The organism is Microbispora rosea (assembly GCF_044460045.1).
GTDB lineage: Bacteria > Actinomycetota > Actinomycetes > Streptosporangiales > Streptosporangiaceae > Microbispora > Microbispora rosea.
Map to the genome: position 1 here is coordinate 45,258 of NZ_JBITJO010000009.1, position 17,038 is coordinate 62,295.

General features: G+C 70.5%; 18 protein-coding genes and 2 pseudogenes. 19 read left to right on the forward strand and 1 reads right to left on the reverse strand.

Translation table 11 applies throughout. The features are described 5' to 3' along the window. Entirely contained in the window at positions 1-1,359 is a 1,359-nt protein-coding gene (locus ACIBK1_RS30790) for a sensor histidine kinase (protein WP_396739189.1), read from the forward strand. A 176-nt stretch (positions 1,360-1,535) separates the two neighbouring features. Further along, positions 1,536-2,564 (forward strand): D-alanyl-D-alanine carboxypeptidase family protein, encoded by a 1,029-nt coding sequence (locus tag ACIBK1_RS30795; protein ID WP_396739191.1) that lies wholly within the window; start codon positions 1,536-1,538, stop codon positions 2,562-2,564. A 40-nt stretch (positions 2,565-2,604) separates the two neighbouring features. Here the strand turns inward: ACIBK1_RS30795 and ACIBK1_RS30800 are convergent. After that, positions 2,605-2,733, reverse strand: a pseudogene (locus ACIBK1_RS30800) (BREX system ATP-binding domain-containing protein); the annotation flags it as partial. Between the two features lie 643 nt (positions 2,734-3,376). Here ACIBK1_RS30800 and ACIBK1_RS30805 point away from each other — a divergent pair. The 17 genes and pseudogenes from ACIBK1_RS30805 (at position 3,377) to ACIBK1_RS30885 (ending at position 17,026) form a co-directional block, all read left to right on the forward strand. Further along, a complete protein-coding gene (locus tag ACIBK1_RS30805; RefSeq protein WP_396739193.1) occupies positions 3,377-3,844 on the forward strand; it encodes a general stress protein in 468 nt (155 codons plus the stop codon). Positions 3,845-3,866: 22 nt separating this feature from the next. Further along, positions 3,867-5,765: a molecular chaperone DnaK gene (dnaK, locus tag ACIBK1_RS30810; RefSeq protein ID WP_396739195.1), complete on the forward strand. Its 1,899-nt coding sequence runs from the start codon at positions 3,867-3,869 to the stop codon at positions 5,763-5,765. Between the two features lie 6 nt (positions 5,766-5,771). Further along, positions 5,772-6,266, forward strand: coding sequence for a nucleotide exchange factor GrpE (locus ACIBK1_RS30815; protein WP_081903337.1), 495 nt, complete (start codon positions 5,772-5,774; stop codon positions 6,264-6,266). Next, positions 6,266-7,255: a DnaJ C-terminal domain-containing protein gene (locus ACIBK1_RS30820; RefSeq protein WP_396739197.1), complete on the forward strand. Its 990-nt coding sequence runs from the start codon at positions 6,266-6,268 to the stop codon at positions 7,253-7,255. The genes ACIBK1_RS30815 and ACIBK1_RS30820 overlap by 1 nt, the downstream gene beginning before the upstream one ends. Then, positions 7,252-7,578, forward strand: coding sequence for a chaperone modulator CbpM (locus tag ACIBK1_RS30825; RefSeq protein WP_036405444.1), 327 nt, complete (start codon positions 7,252-7,254; stop codon positions 7,576-7,578). Before ACIBK1_RS30820 ends, ACIBK1_RS30825 begins: the two co-directional genes overlap by 4 nt. Beyond that, on the forward strand, positions 7,551-10,187 hold the full coding sequence (gene clpB / locus ACIBK1_RS30830; RefSeq protein WP_221264267.1) for an ATP-dependent chaperone ClpB: 2,637 nt from the start codon (positions 7,551-7,553) through the stop codon (positions 10,185-10,187). Before ACIBK1_RS30825 ends, clpB begins: the two co-directional genes overlap by 28 nt. 3 nt (positions 10,188-10,190) lie before the next feature. Next, positions 10,191-10,634, forward strand: coding sequence for a thioredoxin (gene trxA, locus ACIBK1_RS30835; protein ID WP_030506677.1), 444 nt, complete (start codon positions 10,191-10,193; stop codon positions 10,632-10,634). Next, positions 10,618-12,288, forward strand: a complete 1,671-nt coding sequence (locus ACIBK1_RS30840; RefSeq protein WP_396739199.1) for an FAD-dependent oxidoreductase — start codon at positions 10,618-10,620, stop codon at positions 12,286-12,288. Before trxA ends, ACIBK1_RS30840 begins: the two co-directional genes overlap by 17 nt. A gap of 31 nt (positions 12,289-12,319) precedes the next feature. After that, positions 12,320-12,772, forward strand: coding sequence for a DUF1931 family protein (locus ACIBK1_RS30845; protein ID WP_030506675.1), 453 nt, complete (start codon positions 12,320-12,322; stop codon positions 12,770-12,772). Positions 12,773-12,785: 13 nt separating this feature from the next. Then, complete coding sequence (locus ACIBK1_RS30850) at positions 12,786-13,937, forward strand: glutathione-independent formaldehyde dehydrogenase (protein ID WP_030506674.1); 1,152 nt, start codon at positions 12,786-12,788, stop codon at positions 13,935-13,937. Between the two features lie 58 nt (positions 13,938-13,995). After that, entirely contained in the window at positions 13,996-14,463 is a 468-nt protein-coding gene (locus tag ACIBK1_RS30855) for an ester cyclase (protein ID WP_051761411.1), read from the forward strand. A gap of 3 nt (positions 14,464-14,466) precedes the next feature. Next, a complete protein-coding gene (locus ACIBK1_RS30860) occupies positions 14,467-14,664 on the forward strand; it encodes a DUF7167 family protein (protein WP_030506672.1) in 198 nt (65 codons plus the stop codon). 98 nt (positions 14,665-14,762) lie between these two features. Continuing rightward, a pseudogene (locus ACIBK1_RS30865) lies at positions 14,763-14,966 on the forward strand (Gfo/Idh/MocA family protein); the annotation flags it as partial. A gap of 229 nt (positions 14,967-15,195) precedes the next feature. Continuing rightward, positions 15,196-15,699 (forward strand): hypothetical protein, encoded by a 504-nt coding sequence (locus ACIBK1_RS30870; RefSeq protein WP_396739202.1) that lies wholly within the window; start codon positions 15,196-15,198, stop codon positions 15,697-15,699. Positions 15,700-15,715: 16 nt separating this feature from the next. Then, positions 15,716-16,306, forward strand: a complete 591-nt coding sequence (locus tag ACIBK1_RS30875; protein ID WP_231513774.1) for a hypothetical protein — start codon at positions 15,716-15,718, stop codon at positions 16,304-16,306. Between the two features lie 240 nt (positions 16,307-16,546). Beyond that, a complete protein-coding gene (locus ACIBK1_RS30880) occupies positions 16,547-16,831 on the forward strand; it encodes a hypothetical protein (RefSeq protein WP_396739204.1) in 285 nt (94 codons plus the stop codon). A 33-nt stretch (positions 16,832-16,864) separates the two neighbouring features. Then, positions 16,865-17,026 (forward strand): BRCT domain-containing protein, encoded by a 162-nt coding sequence (locus ACIBK1_RS30885; RefSeq protein WP_156080812.1) that lies wholly within the window; start codon positions 16,865-16,867, stop codon positions 17,024-17,026. The last annotated feature ends 12 nt before the right edge of the window (positions 17,027-17,038 follow it).

The window sequence follows — 17,038 nt, forward strand, 5'->3', positions numbered from 1 at the left end:
GTGAGCGCCGAGCCCGCCGAGACCCGCCGTACGACGTGGAACCGGCGGCGGACGCCGCCGGACCCCCGGCACCCGCCGCGCACCCGGGTGCCGCTGTACCCCCTGTCACTCGTGATTTCCCTGTCGTTGCTGGACCCCCGGTCGCTGCGATGGAAGATCGCCGCGCTGGTGGCGGCGGCGTCCTGCGCGGTCGCCGTGGCGGTCGGGGTGCTGGTGCACACGACGACGTACGACTGGTCGCTCAACGTGGGCAGGACCGCCGCGCTCCAGGCCGCCATAAGCGCGGCGACCGGCGGCGGGGACCAGACCGGCACGGTTCTCCAGGACCCGGCCGTGCTGCCGCCGGGACTGCTGCGGCAGGCGGCGGCAGGGGAACCGGTCACCTGGTACGACGACACGAAACCCGACGAGCCCTGGATGTGGGCGGCCGTCCGCGACGGCGACCGCGTGCTGGCCGTCAAGGTGGACATGGGTGCCGAGCGGCGCAGCCTCCAGGCCCTCGACCGGCATATCGTCATGGCCACGCTGGCCGCGCTCGCGATCGTGGTGCCCCTCGCGGCGCTGGTCGCCGAACTGCCGAACCGGCGCCTGCGGCGCGTGGCGGGAACGGCCCGGCGCATCGCGGGCGGAGACCTCGACGCCAGGATCGGGGCGGGGGGCCGGACCCGTGACGAGATCGGCGAGATCTCGGCGGCCGTCGACTCGATGGCGGGCGCGCTGCAGGAACGGCTGCTCACCGAGCAGCGCTTCACCGCGGATGTGGCCCACGAGCTGCGTACCCCGCTCATGGGCTTGATCACCTCGGCGGAGCTGCTCCCGGAGGGAGAGATCACCGAGCTGGTACGCGACCGGGTCGGTGTGCTGCGCGCGCTGGTCGAGGACCTGCTGGAGATCTCCCGCCTGGACGCTGGCGCTGAGCGGGCCGAACAGGTGCCGGTGCCGCTGGGCGGGGTCGTCGAGGAGTCCGTGCGCCGGACCGGGCTCCCGGCCCGGGTGGAGGTGACCGGTCATCCCGTGGCCGACACCGACCCGCGTCGTCTCGACCGGATCATCGCCAACCTGGTCGCCAACGCGCACCGCCACGGGCGGCCTCCGGTCGAGGTCGGCGTGTGCGGCACGACGATCGTCGTGCGCGACCACGGACCCGGGTTCCCCGGCACCCTGCTGGCGGAAGGGCCCCGGCGCTTCCGTACGGGCGCGGAGGAACGCGGCAGGGGACACGGCCTGGGGCTGACGATCGCCCTCGGCCAGGCGCAGGTGATCGGCGCGTCGCTCGACTTCGCCAACGCTCCCGACGGCGGCGCGGTCGCCACCGTCCGCCTCGACGCCGGCGCCCGCGACCGGCACACGGGCGTATAGCCCCCGGAAGGGCACCGGCGGGCGCCGGCGCAGGCCGGGGAGCCGATACACGGCGGATACGCAGCCGCGCGAGATTCGAGCGGTCGCCGACTTCCCGCCGCGGCGGCACGGACATTCGTCCCGCACAGGGTGGGTGACGTGCGCAAACGCGCACCGATCACCCGGAGGTGCCTTCCATGCTCCCAGCCCGCCTGTCCGTCGTTCCCGCAGGAGAGCGGCCGGTCGACCGCCCGGCCCTGTCGCTCCGCCACCGTCGCTCCCTCCGCCTCGCGGCCTCGATGTGGGCCGTCGTCCTCATCGTCGCCGCGGCCGGCGGCTGCTTCGGATCTCCCGCAGGCGACGAGAACACGACGGACGAGGGCCTCGCGGCCGGAATGGCACTGCCGTGGCCGCAGGACGGCCAGACGAGCGTCATGGTCGAGGGCCTCGGCGATCTCGGCAGCAAGGGGGAGCGGGAGCCGGTGCCGATCGCGAGCGTCACCAAGGTGATGACCGCGTACGTGATCCTCGGCGAGCATCCGCTGAAGGGAGCCGCCGCCGGGCCGGGCATCGAGGTCGACAGGCAGGCCGCGGAGGAGTCGTCGTCCCGCGAGGAGTCGAGCGCGCCGGTCAGGGAGGGCCAGAGGTTCACCGAGCGTCAGATGCTCGAACTGATGCTGATCCCCTCGGGCAACAACATCGCCCGCCTGCTCGCCCGCTGGGACGCCGGGTCCCAGGAGGCGTTCGTGGTGAAGATGAACCGGGCCGCGGCCCGCCTCGGCATGACCCACACCACCTACACCGGCGCCAGCGGCATCGAGCCGACAACCGTGAGCACCGCCGTGGACCAGCTGAGGCTGGCCCGGCGGGTGATGAAGGACCCGGTGTTCCGCTCGATCGTCGCCAAGCCCGAGGTCACGATCCCCGGGGTCCCCGGTGTGATCGTCAACACCAACACGCTGCTCGGCAGGTCAGGCGTCATCGGCCTCAAGACCGGTTCCACCACGCCGGCCGGCGGCGCCCTGATGTGGGCGGCCGAGGCCGCTGCCGCCGGCCGGACGTGGCTGATCCTCGGCGTCGTCCTGCACCAGGACGCCGGCTCGCCCCCCGCGACCGGCCTGCGGACCGCCCTGGACCGCAGCCGGACACTGATCGACGGGGTCCGTGAGTCGCTCGACTCCCTGGTCGCGGCACAGGGCACGAGCGAGCTGCCCTGGCGCTGGTGAGCCGCTCGGTCAGTCTCCGGTAGACAGTCTCCACCCGGTGGAGGGGCGTCTCGGTGTCCGAGATCTGAATCTCGGCGAAGGCGAAGTTCCGCCGTTTGGCCCGCTCCCCCAGCCATCGCGTGAAGAACGTCTTACCGGACCCGTACTCTCCTCGGATCGCCTTGAACACCGACGCGCCGGAGGCGACCGCGTCCAGTTCGGCATCGCCGACTCGAATCGGTCGAGGCCGATGGCGAGCAGGTCGAGCCCGCTTTCGGGTACGGCGCCGTCGCAAAGCCCGCCGCGGGGGTGCGGGTGCCCGGCCTGCGCTGGCGGAACCTGCTGATCTGCGCGATCGACGGCACGACCATGACCGTTGCCGACGCCCCGAACGCTTCGACGTCCCGGTGATTACCGAGGCCTACGAACGCGTGTACCAGCAGATCTCCGCGCGGGTGCATCACCCGGGCCGTCCGGCGGGACGGGAAAGGTGAATTTCGGGGAGCCACGACGCCTGACCGAGAAAGTACGAATTTGCTTCTTATCTGGCGCTCCCACTGGGCGACCTGCTACTGCTCATGGGAGGCAAATGAGGGACGGGAAGGGTGGTGCGAGGGAACGGCACGCGGGATCCTGGTATGGAAGACGAAAATCGCGTCGAGGTGTTCCACAAGCCGACGGGGATATGCGTCATAGGGATTGTTCTCGCTGGTAGAGCCTGACACCGCCAGCATCGAAGGTGGCGTGGATTCCGGTTCTCGCGCTCGGGCCGATACGCAGCAGCGGCGGAGCAAGTTGTCTTCACGAGCTGAAATATCCGAGGGGTTGGTCCCGTGAGCGTCCCGAGAACAGCAGGGCCCCACAAGGTGGTGCTGGCCACCTACAGCAGCTACGACGCGGCCCAGCACGCGGTGGACGTCCTGGCCCGCCACGACTTCCCGATCGCCCACGTCACCATCGTGGGCTGCGATCTGCGGTGGGAGGAGAAGGTGCTCGGGCGATGGGGCCTCGGCAGGGCGCTCGTCACCGGCGCGGGTACCGGCGGCTGGATCGGTCTTCTCATCGGCTTGATATTCGCGATCTTCAGCCCGTGGGCCGGATGGGCCATCGGCTCCTCGATCGTGCTCGGGCTGATCTTCGGCGTCGTGTGGGGTGCGATCAGTCACGTGGTGCAGCACCGGGCGTTCGCCTCGATGCCTGCGGTCGTCGCCGACCACTACGACATCCTCGTGGACGCCGAATTCGCCGACGAGGCCCGGCGAGTGCTCACCGACGCTCGTGAGGCCGCTGCGCTCAGGTGAGCGCCAGGAGGGGGATGAGGACATGGCCAAGGCGGTGGGCATCGACCTCGGCACGACGAACTCGGTCATCGCGACCACCGAGGACGCGCATCCGACGGTCGTCCCGAACGCCGAGGGGTCGCGCACGACTCCCTCGGTGGTGGCCTTCACGGACCAGGGCGAGGTGCTGGTGGGCCAGATGGCCAGACGCCAGGCGATCCTCAACCCGAAGGGCACGATCTATTCGGCCAAGCGCTTCATCGGGCGCAAGTTCGACGAGGTGCAGAGCGAGATCAAGGCGGTCTCGTTCGACGTCGTGCCGGGCCCGGACGGCGCCGTGCGGTTCAAGGTCCGCGACAAGCTGTACGCGCCGGAGGAGATCGCCGCCTTCGTGCTGCGCAAACTGGCCTCGGACGCCGGGAAGTTCCTGGGGGAGAAGGTCAACGAGGCCGTCATCACGGTGCCTGCGTACTTCAACGACGCGCAGCGACAGGCCACCAAGGACGCCGGCAAGATCGCCGGCCTGGAGGTCCTGCGGATCATCAACGAGCCGACCGCGGCGGCCCTGGCGTACGGCCTGGACAAGAAGGGCAGCGAGACCGTTCTCGTGTTCGATCTGGGCGGGGGCACGTTCGACGTCAGCGTCCTCGACATCGGCGAGGGCGTCATCGAGGTCCGCGCCACCTCGGGTGACACTCACCTGGGCGGCGACGACTTCGACCGGCGCGTCGTCGACCACCTGGCCGACGAGTTCCAAAAGCAGCAGGGCATCGACCTGCGGCGCGATCCGCAGGCCCTCCAGCGGCTGTTCGAGGCCGCGGAGAAGGCCAAGGTGGAGCTGTCGGCGGTCACCCAGACGCAGGTCAGCCTGCCGTTCATCACGGCCGACGCGACCGGCCCCAAGCACCTGAACACCACGCTCATGCGCTCGACCTTCGAGCAGATCACCCGCGACCTGCTCGAACGCTGCCGGGGGCCGGTGGAGCAGGCCATGGCCGACGCGAAGCTGACGACGAACGACCTCGACGAGGTGATCCTCGTCGGCGGCTCCACCCGTATGCCCGCCGTGCAGCAACTCGTGCGGCGGCTGACGGGCAAGGACCCGAACATGACGGTCAACCCGGACGAGGTCGTGGCCGTCGGCGCGGCCGTCCAGGCCGCCATCATCAAGGGCGAGCTGAAGGACGTCGTGCTGCTGGACGTCACGCCGCTGTCGCTCGGCGTCGAGACGCTCGGCGGCGTGATGACGAAGATCATCGAGCGGAACACCACCATCCCGGCCCGCCGCACGGAGACGTTCAGCACCGCGGAGGACAACCAGTCGGCCGTGGACATCGTCATCCTGCAGGGCGAGCGCGAGCGCGCCGCGGACAACCGGGTGCTCGGCCGGTTCCGGCTGGAGAACATCCGGCCCGCCCCGCGCGGGGTGCCGCAGATCGAGGTCACCTTCGACATCGATGCCAACGGCATATTGAACGTCTCCGCCAAGGACAAGGACACCGGCGCCGAGCAGCGCATCACGATCAGCGAGAGCTCCAACCTGGACCAGAGCGAGATCGAGCGGATGATCGCCGACGCGGAGCGGCACCGCAACGAAGACGCCCAGCTTCGTGCCGCGATCGACGCTCGTAACGAGCTGGACTCCGCCGCCTACCAGGTCGAGCGCCGGCTGTCGGAGCTGGGCGACGCGGTCCCGGTGCACGAGAAGGCGCGGGCCGAGCAACTGATCATGGAAGCACGTCAGGCGATCAAGGAGGAGGTGCCCGTCGACCGGCTGCGCAGCCTGACAGCGGAGCTGCAGCAGGTTTACCACGGCCTCGGCATGACGGCGTCCGCCGCTTCCGGCCAGACCCAGGGACAGGCGCAGTCCGCGCAGCCCTCCGCGGGCGGGTCGGACGAGGACGTCATCGACGCCGAGTTCACCAGCCCCAGCAGCCCGTGACGTGACATGACCGAGCGGAACGAGAAAGCACCTCCGGAGCCCCGGCAGGCCGTCGAGGAACCCGTTGCGGAGCAGCTCGCCGAGCTGGAGGACCGATGGCTGCGCGCCGTCGCTGAGCTCGACAACCTCCGCAAACGGGTCGCGCGCGACATGGAGCGGCAGCGGATCGACGAGCGCATGCGCGTGGCGGCGGAGTGGCTGCCGGTGGTCGACAACCTCGAACTCGCGCTCAAACACGCGGATGCCGACGCCGACGCGGTGATCGAGGGGGTTCGGGCCGTCCGCGATCAGGCGGTCGGCGTGCTCGCGCGCCTCGGCTTTCCGCGCAGGGACGACGTGGGCACGCGGTTCGACCCCGCCAGGCATGAGGCGGTCGGCACTGTCGCCGTCCCGGACGCCGACCCCGGCACCGTGGTCGAGGTCGTACGGCCCGGCTATGGCGAGGACGGGACGCAACTGCGCCCGGCCTCCGTCGTCGTCTCCACGAAGGCCGACGAGTGATGGCGGAGCGCGACTTCTACGAGATCCTGGGCGTGCCGAGAACGGCGGACCAGGACGAGATCCAGCGGGCCTACAGGAAGCTGGCCCGCGCCTACCATCCCGACGTCAACAAGTCCCCCGACGCCGAGGACCGCTTCAAGGAGGTCTCGGAGGCGTACGAGGTGCTGTCGGACCCCGGGACGCGGCGGCGGTACGACGCGTTCGGGCCGGACTTCCGCCGCGTACCCGAAGGCGTCGACCCGGCGACGTACGCCCGCGCCCGCGCCGGAGCGGGAGCCGGCGCGGGACCAGGCTGGGCGGGACAGGGGCCCGGCTGGGCGCGCGGACCGGGCGGGGAGGAGATCCACTTCACCACCGGCGAGGGCTTCGAGGGCATCGACCTCGAAGACCTGCTCGGCGGCGCCTTCGGCAAGCGCAGGCGCAGCGCGACCGGCCGCGGCTGGGGCCCGGTGCCTGGCGCCGACCACGAGGCCGAGCTGCCGCTCACGGTCGAGGAGGCCTACCGCGGCGGCCGGCGGACCATAACTATCCCCGGCCCGGGAGGCGGGCGGACCCTCCAGGTGAACGTTCCCCCCGGGGTGACCGACGGCCAGCGGATCCGGCTCGCGGGCCAGGGCGGCGCGGGCAGCGACGGCGCCAGGGCGGGCGACCTCTACCTGATCGCGCGGATCGCCGACCACCCCCGCTACCGCCTGGAGGGGCGCGACATCCACGTTCGCCTCCCGCTGACGCCGTCGGAGGCCGCGCTGGGGGCGACCGTCGCGGTCGACACGCCCGGCGGGGAGGCGAAGGTCAAGGTGCCGCCGGGCACCTCGTCCGGGCGCCGCCTGCGCCTGCGCGGACAGGGTATGCCGAACCCGCGCGGCCGGCCCGGAGACCTGCTGGCCGAGGCCCGGATCATGGTGCCGCCCACGCTCGGCGACGAGGAGCGCCGCCTGTACGAGCAACTGGCCAGGATCTCGGCGTTCAACCCGAGGAGCCCGTCATGACCTATCCGCTCGTCCGGCTCGCCCAGGTGGACGTCGGGCACCTGGACCTGGAGTCCTTTTCCCGGGCCACGGGACTGCACCCGGAACTGGTGCGTCGCCTGGTGGCGCTCGGGCTGATCGACGCCTGGACCGGCTTCGCGGGCGGCCTGTGCTTCCCGCCCGCTCAGGTCGCCGCCGTGGGGCGCCTTCAGCGCCTGCACGCGGGGCTCGGCGTCAACTACGCCTCCCTCGGCCTCGTGACGGACCTCCTAGACCGCATCGCGGAGCTGGAGGCGGCTCTGCGCACCCATACGAGATGGACCGGAGACAGATCGTGGACCTGAACCGCCTGACGCAGAAGTCGCAGGAGGCCCTGCACGACGCCCAGACCGCGGCGATCCGCTTCGGACACACCGAGGTCGACGGGGAGCACCTGCTGTTGGCGCTGGTCCGCCAGCCCGACGGGCTCGTCCCGCGCCTGCTGTCCGCCGCCGGCGCCGACCCGGACAAGCTTCGGCTCGAACTGGAGCACGAGCTGGAGCGGCGGCCCCGCGTCACCGGTCCCGGCGCCGCTCCCGGCCAGGTCTACGTCACCCAACGGCTGTCGCGGCTGCTCGACGCCGCCGAGCGGGAGGCCGGCCGGCTGAAGGACGAGTACGTATCAGTCGAGCACCTGCTGATGGCGCTGCTGGACGAGGGCGTCGACAGCGCGGCGGGCCGGCTGCTCAAAGGACACGGGCTGACCCGTGAGCGCTTCCTGCAGGTCCTGACGCAGGCACGCGGGAATCAGCGGGTGACCTCCGCCAATCCGGAGGTCGCGTACGAGGCGCTTGAGAAGTACGGGCGCGACCTCGTCGCCGCGGCGCGGGCGGACAAGCTCGACCCGGTCATCGGGCGGGACGGCGAGATCCGCCGGGTCGTCCAGATCCTGTCCCGCAAGAGCAAGAACAACCCGGTCCTGATCGGCGACCCGGGCGTGGGCAAGACGGCGATCGTGGAGGGCCTCGCGCAGCGCATCGCGCGCGGCGACGTGCCGGAGGGCCTGAAGGACAAGACGATCTTCAGCCTGGACATGGGCGCGCTTGTCGCGGGGGCGAAGTACCGCGGCGAGTTCGAGGAGCGGCTGAAGGCCGTGCTCACCGAGGTGACGGCGTCCGAGGGACGCATCCTGCTGTTCGTCGACGAGGTGCACACGGTGGTCGGCGCGGGCGCCGCGGAGGGGGCGATGGACGCCGGCAACATGCTGAAGCCGATGCTGGCCCGCGGCGAGCTGCACATGATCGGCGCGACGACCGTGGCGGAGTATCGCAAGCACATCGAGAAGGACGCCGCGCTGGAGCGCCGCTTCCAGCCCGTCTTCGTCGACGAGCCGTCAGTCGAGGACTCCATTTCCATCCTGCGCGGGCTGCGCGAGCGGCTCGAGGTCTTCCACGGCGTGAAGATCCAAGACGGCGCGATCGTCGCCGCGGTCGTGCTGAGCCACCGCTACATCTCCGACCGCTTCCTCCCTGACAAGGCGATCGACCTGGTCGACGAGGCGTGCGCCATGCTTCGTACGGAGATCGACTCGATGCCTGCCGAGCTGGACGAGCTGACCCGCCGGGTGACGCGGCTGGAGATCGAGGAGGCGGCGCTCGCGAAGGAGGACGACCCGGCGAGCCGGGAGCGCCTGGAGACGCTACGCAAGGAGCTGGCCGACCTGCGGGCCGAGGCCGACGCCATGCGGGCCCAGTGGGAGGCCGAGCGGCACGCCCTGCGCAAGGTGCAGCAGCTGCGCGAGGAGATCGAGAGCGTACGCCGGGAGGCCGAGCAGGCCGAGCGCATGTACGACCTGAACCGCGCGGCCGAGCTGCGTCACGGCAGGCTTCCCGAACTGGAGCGCAGGCTGCGTGCCGCGGAGGAACAGCTGGAGAGCAAGCAGGGCGGGCACCGGCTGCTGCGCGAGGTGGTGACCGAGGAGGAGATCGCCGGCATCGTGTCGCGGTGGACCGGCATCCCGATCAGCCGCCTGCAGGAGGGCGAGCGGGAGAAGCTGCTACGGCTCGACGAGATCCTGCACCAGCGGGTGATCGGCCAGGACGAGGCCGTGCGGGCGGTGGCCGACGCCATCATCCGGGCGCGCTCGGGGATCAAGGACCCCCGCCGCCCGATCGGGTCGTTCATCTTCCTCGGGCCGACCGGAGTCGGCAAGACCGAGCTGGCCAAGACGCTGGCCGAGGCGTTGTTCGACACCGAGGAGAACATCGTCCGCGTGGATATGAGCGAATACCAGGAGCGCCACACCGTCAGCCGCCTCGTCGGCGCCCCGCCCGGGTACGTCGGCTACGAGGAGGGCGGCCAGCTCACCGAGGCCGTGCGGCGCAAGCCCTACTCCGTGGTGCTCTTCGACGAGATCGAGAAGGCGCACACGGACGTGTTCAACACCCTGCTGCAGGTGCTGGACGACGGGCGGCTCACCGACGCCCAGGGGCGCACGGTCGACTTCCGCAACACCGTGATCATCATGACGTCCAACATCGGCTCGCACTACCTCAGCGAGAAGGCGGCACCGTCGGGCGAGATCGACCCGGAGGTGCGCGAGATGGTCATGGCGGAGCTGCGCGCCCGCTTCCGCCCCGAGTTCCTCAACCGCATCGACGACATCGTGCTGTTCAAGCCACTCACCGAGGCCGAGATCGAGCAGATCGTCACGCTGATGTTCAACGACATCAGAGCGCGGCTCGCCGAGCGCAGGATGACGCTCGAGATCAGCCCGGAGGCGGTCCGCCACATCGCCGAGCGCGGGTTCGACCCGATCTACGGAGCCCGTCCGCTGCGCCGCTACATCGCCCGCGAGGTGGAGACCCGGGTCGCGCGGGCGCTGGTCGCCGGTGACGTCAGGGACGGCGCGACCATCCGGGTGGGGCTGTCCGGCGGCGAGCTCGTCGTCACATACGACAACCCGGAGGGCTGACCGATGCCGCCGAAGGTCACGGAGTCGAGCGTCGTCCGGTGCCCGCACTGCGGCCGCAACAACCGCGTGCCCCGGGCGGGTGCCGGGGTCCCGCGCTGCGGCGAGTGCCGCGAGTCGCTGCCCTGGGTGGTGGACGCGGGGGACGAGGACTTCACCGAGGTCGCCGAGGCGGCGCGGGTTCCGGTCGTCGTCGACTTCTGGGCGTCCTGGTGCGGACCATGCCGCATGGTGAGCCCGGCGCTCCAACAGGTCGCCACCGAGCTGGCCGGGCGGATCAAGCTGGTGAAGGTGAACATCGACGAGGCACCCGAGACATCGCGGCGCTTCGACGTGCGAGCCGTGCCGACGCTCGTCGTCCTGCGGCTCGGGCGGGTCGTGGCCCATCGGGCCGGTGCGGCGCCGGCGCCCGTGTTACGGGAGTGGGTCGGCGATGCGCTGGCCGGATGAGCTCCTCGAGTCGCCCGATCTGCAGGGCGCCTACCCCCGGCTGAGCGATGTGCAGATGCGGACGCTGGGCGCCCACGGCGAGCGTCGCCTGGCTCACCGGGACGACGTGCTGTTCGCGGAGGGCGACCCGTGCGCCGCCTTCTTCGTCGTACTGAGCGGCAAGGTGGCGACCGTGAAGGGGTACGGAGTCGACGATCAAGTGATCAGAGTCCACGGCGCGGGCCGGTTCCTGGGCGAGCTCAACGTGCTCACCGGCCAGGCCAGCTTCATAACCGCCGTGGTGGCGGAGGACGGCGAGGTGCTCGCCGTGCCCGTGGACGAGCTCCGCCGGCTTGTCGCGGGCGACGAGATCCTGGGCGACCTCGTCCTGCGCGCCTACCTCATCCGCCGCTCGATGCTCATCCGACTGGGGGCCGGTTTCCGGATCGTGGGCTCCCGCTACTCGCCGGACTGCCGCCGGCTGCGGGAGTTCGCGGCGCGTAACCGGCTGCCGCACCAGTGGATCGACCTGGAACAGGACGCCGAGGTCGAGCGCTTCCTGCGGCGGATGGGCGTCACCCCGGCGGAGACGCCGGTCGTGATCTGGCGCGGCGAGCTGGTGCTGCGCAACCCCACCATCGCGGAGCTGGCCAGGGCCATCGGCCTCCCGGCGCCGAGCACGCGGGAGGCGGTGTGCGACCTGCTCATCGTCGGAGCCGGGCCGGCTGGCCTGGCCGCCGCGGTCTACGGAGCCTCCGAGGGGCTCGGCACGGTTGTCCTCGACAGTGTCGCCCTGGGCGGCCAGGCGGGCACCTCGTCGCGGATCGAGAACTACCTCGGCTTTCCCGCCGGGATCTCCGGTGGCGAGCTGGCCGAGCGGGCGATGATCCAGGCCCGCAAGTTCGGCGCGGAGCTCTGCGTCCCGGCGGAGGCGTGCACGCTGCGAGAGCACGAAGGCCATCACCTCGTCACCCTGAAGGAGGGCACGACGGTCCACGCGCGCACGCTGCTCATCGTGACAGGCGTCCGCTACCGGAGGCTCGTCGTGCCCGGCCTGGAGAGGTTCGAGGCGACCAGCGTCTACTACGCGGCCACCGCGTTCGAGGCACAGATGTGCAGCCGGGACCCGGTCGTCGTCGTGGGCGGCGGTAACTCGGCCGGCCAGGCCGCGCTGTTCCTCGCCCACCACGTCGCCTCTGTCCGCCTGCTCGTACGCGACGGCGAGCTGACCAGGAACATGTCCCGCTACCTGGCGGTCGAGATCGAACAACACCCCGGCATTCAGGTGATGCTGAACACCCAGGTCCAGCGGCTGGTCGGGCGGGAGACGCTCGAAGCGGTGGTCGCCGAGCACAACGTCACCGGGGAGCGGTTCACCGTCGAGGCCCGCGCGATGTTCGTCTTCATCGGTGCGGAGCCGTACACCCGGTGGCTGGCCAACGAGGTCGCGCTCGACTCCCGGGGATACATCCTGACCGGGCTGGACGCCGCTCGTTCCGGCAGGAAGGGCGTGCCGGACTCCACCGGCCGGCCGTTCCCGCTGGAGACCAGCAGAGCGGGTGTGTTCGCGGCCGGCGACGTGCGGAACGGATCGATCAAACGGGTCGCGTCGGCCGTCGGCGAGGGCGCGATGGCCGTGCGCCTCGTGCACGAACACCTTCAGCTGAGGGGCTGAGCCGCCCACGCGGGGAGGAAGGGGACTGGCGATGGCAGAAGTGATGGCGGTGCCGAGGTTCGAGCGGTTCTTCAGGACGGCGGCGGGTCTCGACGTCGACAAGGAGGATCTCCGGCGCTACAGCGACTTCGTGAACCAGAAGCTGTACGACCTGCTGGTGATCGGCCAGGCCCACGCGAAGGCGAACGTCCGGGACGTGGTCGAGACCTGGGACCTGCCCATCACCAAGGGTCTCCAGGAGAGCATCCACCGGTTTCGCGACCTCGACGAGGACATCGAGCTGAAGCCCATCCTGGAGCAGCTCGCGGCGTTGCCTCCGCTCGACCTGTCCATCGGCGAGGAGGTGAGGGAACGGCTGCCCGAGATCGTCGGCGGACTGTCGCTGGCGCTGGCGCGCACGTTCACCATCCTCGATCCCGGCCTGAAGAATCCGAGAACCGAGCAGTGGGAACGCGTGATCCGCCTTTTCGAGCTGCTGCTCTAGAAGCGAGGACATCATGAAGGCAGTCGTATACGAGGGACCCCGACAGGTCGGCGTCAAGAACGTGCCGGACGCGCGGATAGAGATGCCCACCGACGTCCTGGTCCGTGTCACCACGACCAACATCTGCGGGTCGGACCTGCACATGTACGAAGGCCGGACCGACCTGGAGCCGGGCCGCGTCCTCGGCCACGAGAACCTCGGCGAGGTGGTCGAGGTGGGGCCGGGAGTGGTACGCGTCCGCGTCGGCGACATGGTCTGCGTGCCGTTCAACGTCGCGTGCGGCTTCTGCGCCAACTGCGAGAGCGGCCTGACCGCCTTCTGCCTCACCACCAACCCGGAGCCGGGGGTGGACGGGGCCGCTTACGGCTTCGCGGACATGGGACCGTACAACGGCGGTCAGGCCGAGCTGCTGCGCGTGCCGTTCGGCGACTTCAACTGCCTCGTCCTGCCGGAGGACGCGCGGGAGAGGCAGACCGACTACGTCATGCTGGCCGACATCTGGCCCACCGGCTGGCACGCGACCCAGCTCGCCTGTGTGCAGGCCGGCGACTCGGTCGTGATCTACGGGGCGGGGCCGGTCGGCCTGATGGCCGCCTACTCCGCGACGTTCAAGAGCGCGGGCATGGTGATGGTCGTGGACCGCCACCCGGACCGGCTGGCCAAGGCCGAGGAGATCGGGGCGATCCCGATCGACGACTCCAAGACGTCGCCGGTCGACCGGGTCATGGAGCTCACGCACGGCAGGGGCGCCGACCGGGGCTGCGAGTGCGTGGGCTACCAGGCGCACGACCCCCAGGGGCACGAGCATCCCAACATGACGCTGAACAACCTCGTCAAGTCGGTGCGGTTCGCCGGGACGATCGGGGTCGTGGGCGTGTTCGTCGCCATGGATCCCGGCAGCCCCGACGACCTCTACAAGCAGGGCGAGATCGCCTTCGACTACGGGATGTTCTGGTTCAAGGGCCAGACCATGGGCAACGGCCAGTGCAACGTCAAGAACTACAACCGGCAGCTCTGCACCCTCATCCACGAAGGGAAGGCCCGGCCGTCGTGGGTCGTCTCACACGAGTTGGATCTGGACGACGCGCCCGGCGGCTACGAGCACTTCGACCAGCGGGATCCCGGTTGGACCAAGGTTGTCCTACATCCCGCCGGCACCCGCTGACCCTCCCATGGGGCCGCGGGCCCCGCGGTCCGACCGTTGGCAGTGAGGGGGACGCGCCATGCGCATGCCGGACGCGCGCTGGCTCAAGCAAAGGCTGCACGACGCCTTCAACAGGCACGATCTGGACGAGGTGATCCAGTGTCACAGTCAGGACGCGGTCCTGGTGACCCCCGCGGGCGTCGCGGAGGGGCATGAGCAGATCGCCTCCTACTACGAAGATCTGTTCAGGGGCTTCCCCGACATGCGCATGACGGTCTGGCACACCGTCTTGTGCGCCGATCCGGCGGTGACCGAATGGCTGCTCACCGGCACCCACACCGGGCCCTTTCTACTGCCCGGGGGCCAGGTGCTGGAACGAACCGGCCGCCATGTCGCCGTCCGGGGCACCAGTACCTGTTCGGTCGGCAACGACAAGATCATCAGTCACCGGATGTACTTCGACCAGCTGGAGATCTACACCCGGCTCGGCGGGCGCCTCGTCTTCGACGAGCAGCTGTCGCCGCGTGAGCGGCGAGCGGAGGACTGAGCGATGCCGTCAAAGGACATGGGTGACATGGTGACGGTCGAGCTGTTCTTCCAGTGCAGGCACGACGTCGTCAGCGAGGAGATCCGGGTTCCACGGGCCAGCTGGGACGTGATGAGCGCGGGCCAGCGCGACGCGTACCTGGCCGACCGCGTCGACGCGCTCGTGAGCGCGAACTCCAGCGCCGGTTGGAGGGAGATCTAGGAGGGGTAGCGGCCGGGCGACGGCCCGTCGTGGGAGTGGGTGAGAGCGTGGGCGCGCTGAAGGTGGCTCTCGTGGGGTTGGGCGTGGCGGCCCAGGTCGTGTACTTGCCGCTGCTCGCCAAGCGGCGGGACATCTTCCAGGTGTCCGCCGTGTGCGACCTGGACGGCGACCACGCAGAGACGCTCGGCCGGGAGTTGGGCGTTAGATCCTACGACCGCGCCATGGCCATGCTGGAGGCGGGCGGGTTCCACGCGCTGATCGTCCTCACGCCCGGTTCTCGCGGGCCGCTCGTGAAGGCGGCCCTCGCCTGCGGCTGCTGGGTGCTGTGCGAGAAGCCGCTCGCCTACAGCCGGGCCGAGCTTCGCGGCATCCCCGGCGACGCGCGGCTGATGGTGGGTTATGTGAAGCAGTACGATCCGGCCACGCAGCGCCTGCTGTCGGCTCGCCCCCTACCTGGAAGCCGACAACGAGGCGATCATCGAGGCTCTGGGAACGGTCCCGGAACGGCTGCGGCGCCTCTACTCCCAGGTCTTGCTCGGCGACGTCCGGCACGAGCTGTCCGTCATGCGGCTGCTGGTCGGCTCGCCCGCGACTGTGGACCATGTGTCCGTCTGGCCGGGCGACGTCTTCCCGCCCTCGGTCGAGGTGAGCGGGAGACTGCCGGACCCCGCCCGCGGCAGGTACGGCCTGTGCTGGCACCACCTGCCGGACTACCCCGTCTACCGGGAGACGATCGCCGTACACCACGACCACGGCTCGCTGGAACTGTGCTTCCCGACCCACTACCTGCTGAACGCCCCGACGAGCCTCACCGTCCTGTCGCGGACCGGCACGGCCGAGCGCACGGTCGCCTACCGCGACCTCGCGGAAGCGTACGAGCGGCAACTGGTGGCCTTCCACCGGTTTGTCACCCAGGACGAACCACCGCTCACCGGGCTCGACGGGGCGTTGAAGGATATTGTCACTGCGCAGCGGATCATCCGCCGCCACGCCGAGCAGACGGGGCTCCCCATCGGCGGCGAATGCGTGGAGTAGGGCGAGTGTGGGCGGCATGGCGACCAGGGACAGCGTCCGCTCCTGGCTTCTGGAGGGGCTTCAGCACGAGGACGTGATGCCCGCCGGGCCCCACGTGGTGGAGGCGCCGCACAGGCGGCATGCCTGGTGGCGGGTCATGTGCCTCACCGGTCTCGACTACTTCTCCACCCTGGGCTACCAGCCGGGGATCGCCGCGCTGGCGGCGGGCCTGCTGTCGCCCGTCGCGACGTTGTTCCTCGTCGCGCTCACGCTGTTCGGCGCGCTGCCGCTCTACCGGCGGGTCGCGGTGGAGAGTCCGCACGGCCAGGGCTCGGTCGCGATGCTGGAGCGGCTCGCCCCGAGGTGGTGGGGCAAGCTGCTCGTCCTGGTGCTGCTCGGGTTCGCGGCCACCGATTTCGTGATCACGATGACGCTGTCGGCGGCCGACGCGACAGCGCACATCCTGGAGAACCCCTTCGTGCCGCGTGCCCTCCAGGGGCACCAGTTGGCCGTGACGCTCGGCCTGCTGGTGCTGCTCGGCGCCGTGTTCCTGCTGGGCTTCAGCGAGGGATCGGCCTCGCCGTCGTCCTCGTGGGCGTCTACCTGTCACTCAACGTTGTGGTGGTGACGGCGGCCGTGCGCCATGTCGCCGACCGGCCCGTCCTGGTCGTGGACTGGAAGCAGGCCCTGCTGTCCTCGCACGGCGGGCCGGCGTCGATGGTGCTGGCGGTGGCCGAGTCAACCTCGTGGTGTGGGGCAGCGGCGAGACCAAGTTGAGCGGACTGCCCCCCGAGATCGAGGTGCATTGCGCGCCCCGCCCATCGGTCAGCGCGCTCGTCGGCCACCACGACCAGTTCACGGCCGAGGCGTGAACGACGACCCGCCCGCGCGGGACCCGCGGTTCGGGGACCACCCATCGGTCATCCGGTACGCGCGCACCAACCTGGACGTGCGGCTGCTGAAGGTGCTCGCCGCGGCCGAACGCGTGATTCTCCATGTGGTGTCGGCAGTGCTGCTGGCGATCGCGGCCGGCATCGTGATCATGTTGTTCGCCATAGTGGTGCAAGGTGGCGTGGGGTGGACGGAGAAGGTCGTTGTCATCGAGGACCTCCTCCTCGTCCTCATCGTCCTGGGCTCGTCCGTGCCGGAGTGAACATGGTCGAGCCCGGCGTGGCGGCGGTGGCCGGTGACGAGGGCGGCAGGCCGGGCCTCGTCCAGCGTCTCCGCGAAGACCACGCTGGTCGTCGCGGGCGACAACGCGGGATCCAAGCGGGCCAAGGCCGAATCCCTGGGCGTGCGGGTCGTCTCCCCCGAGGAGTTCGCCGAGACGGTCGCCCAGCTGTTGTAGGCGCCCCTGTCC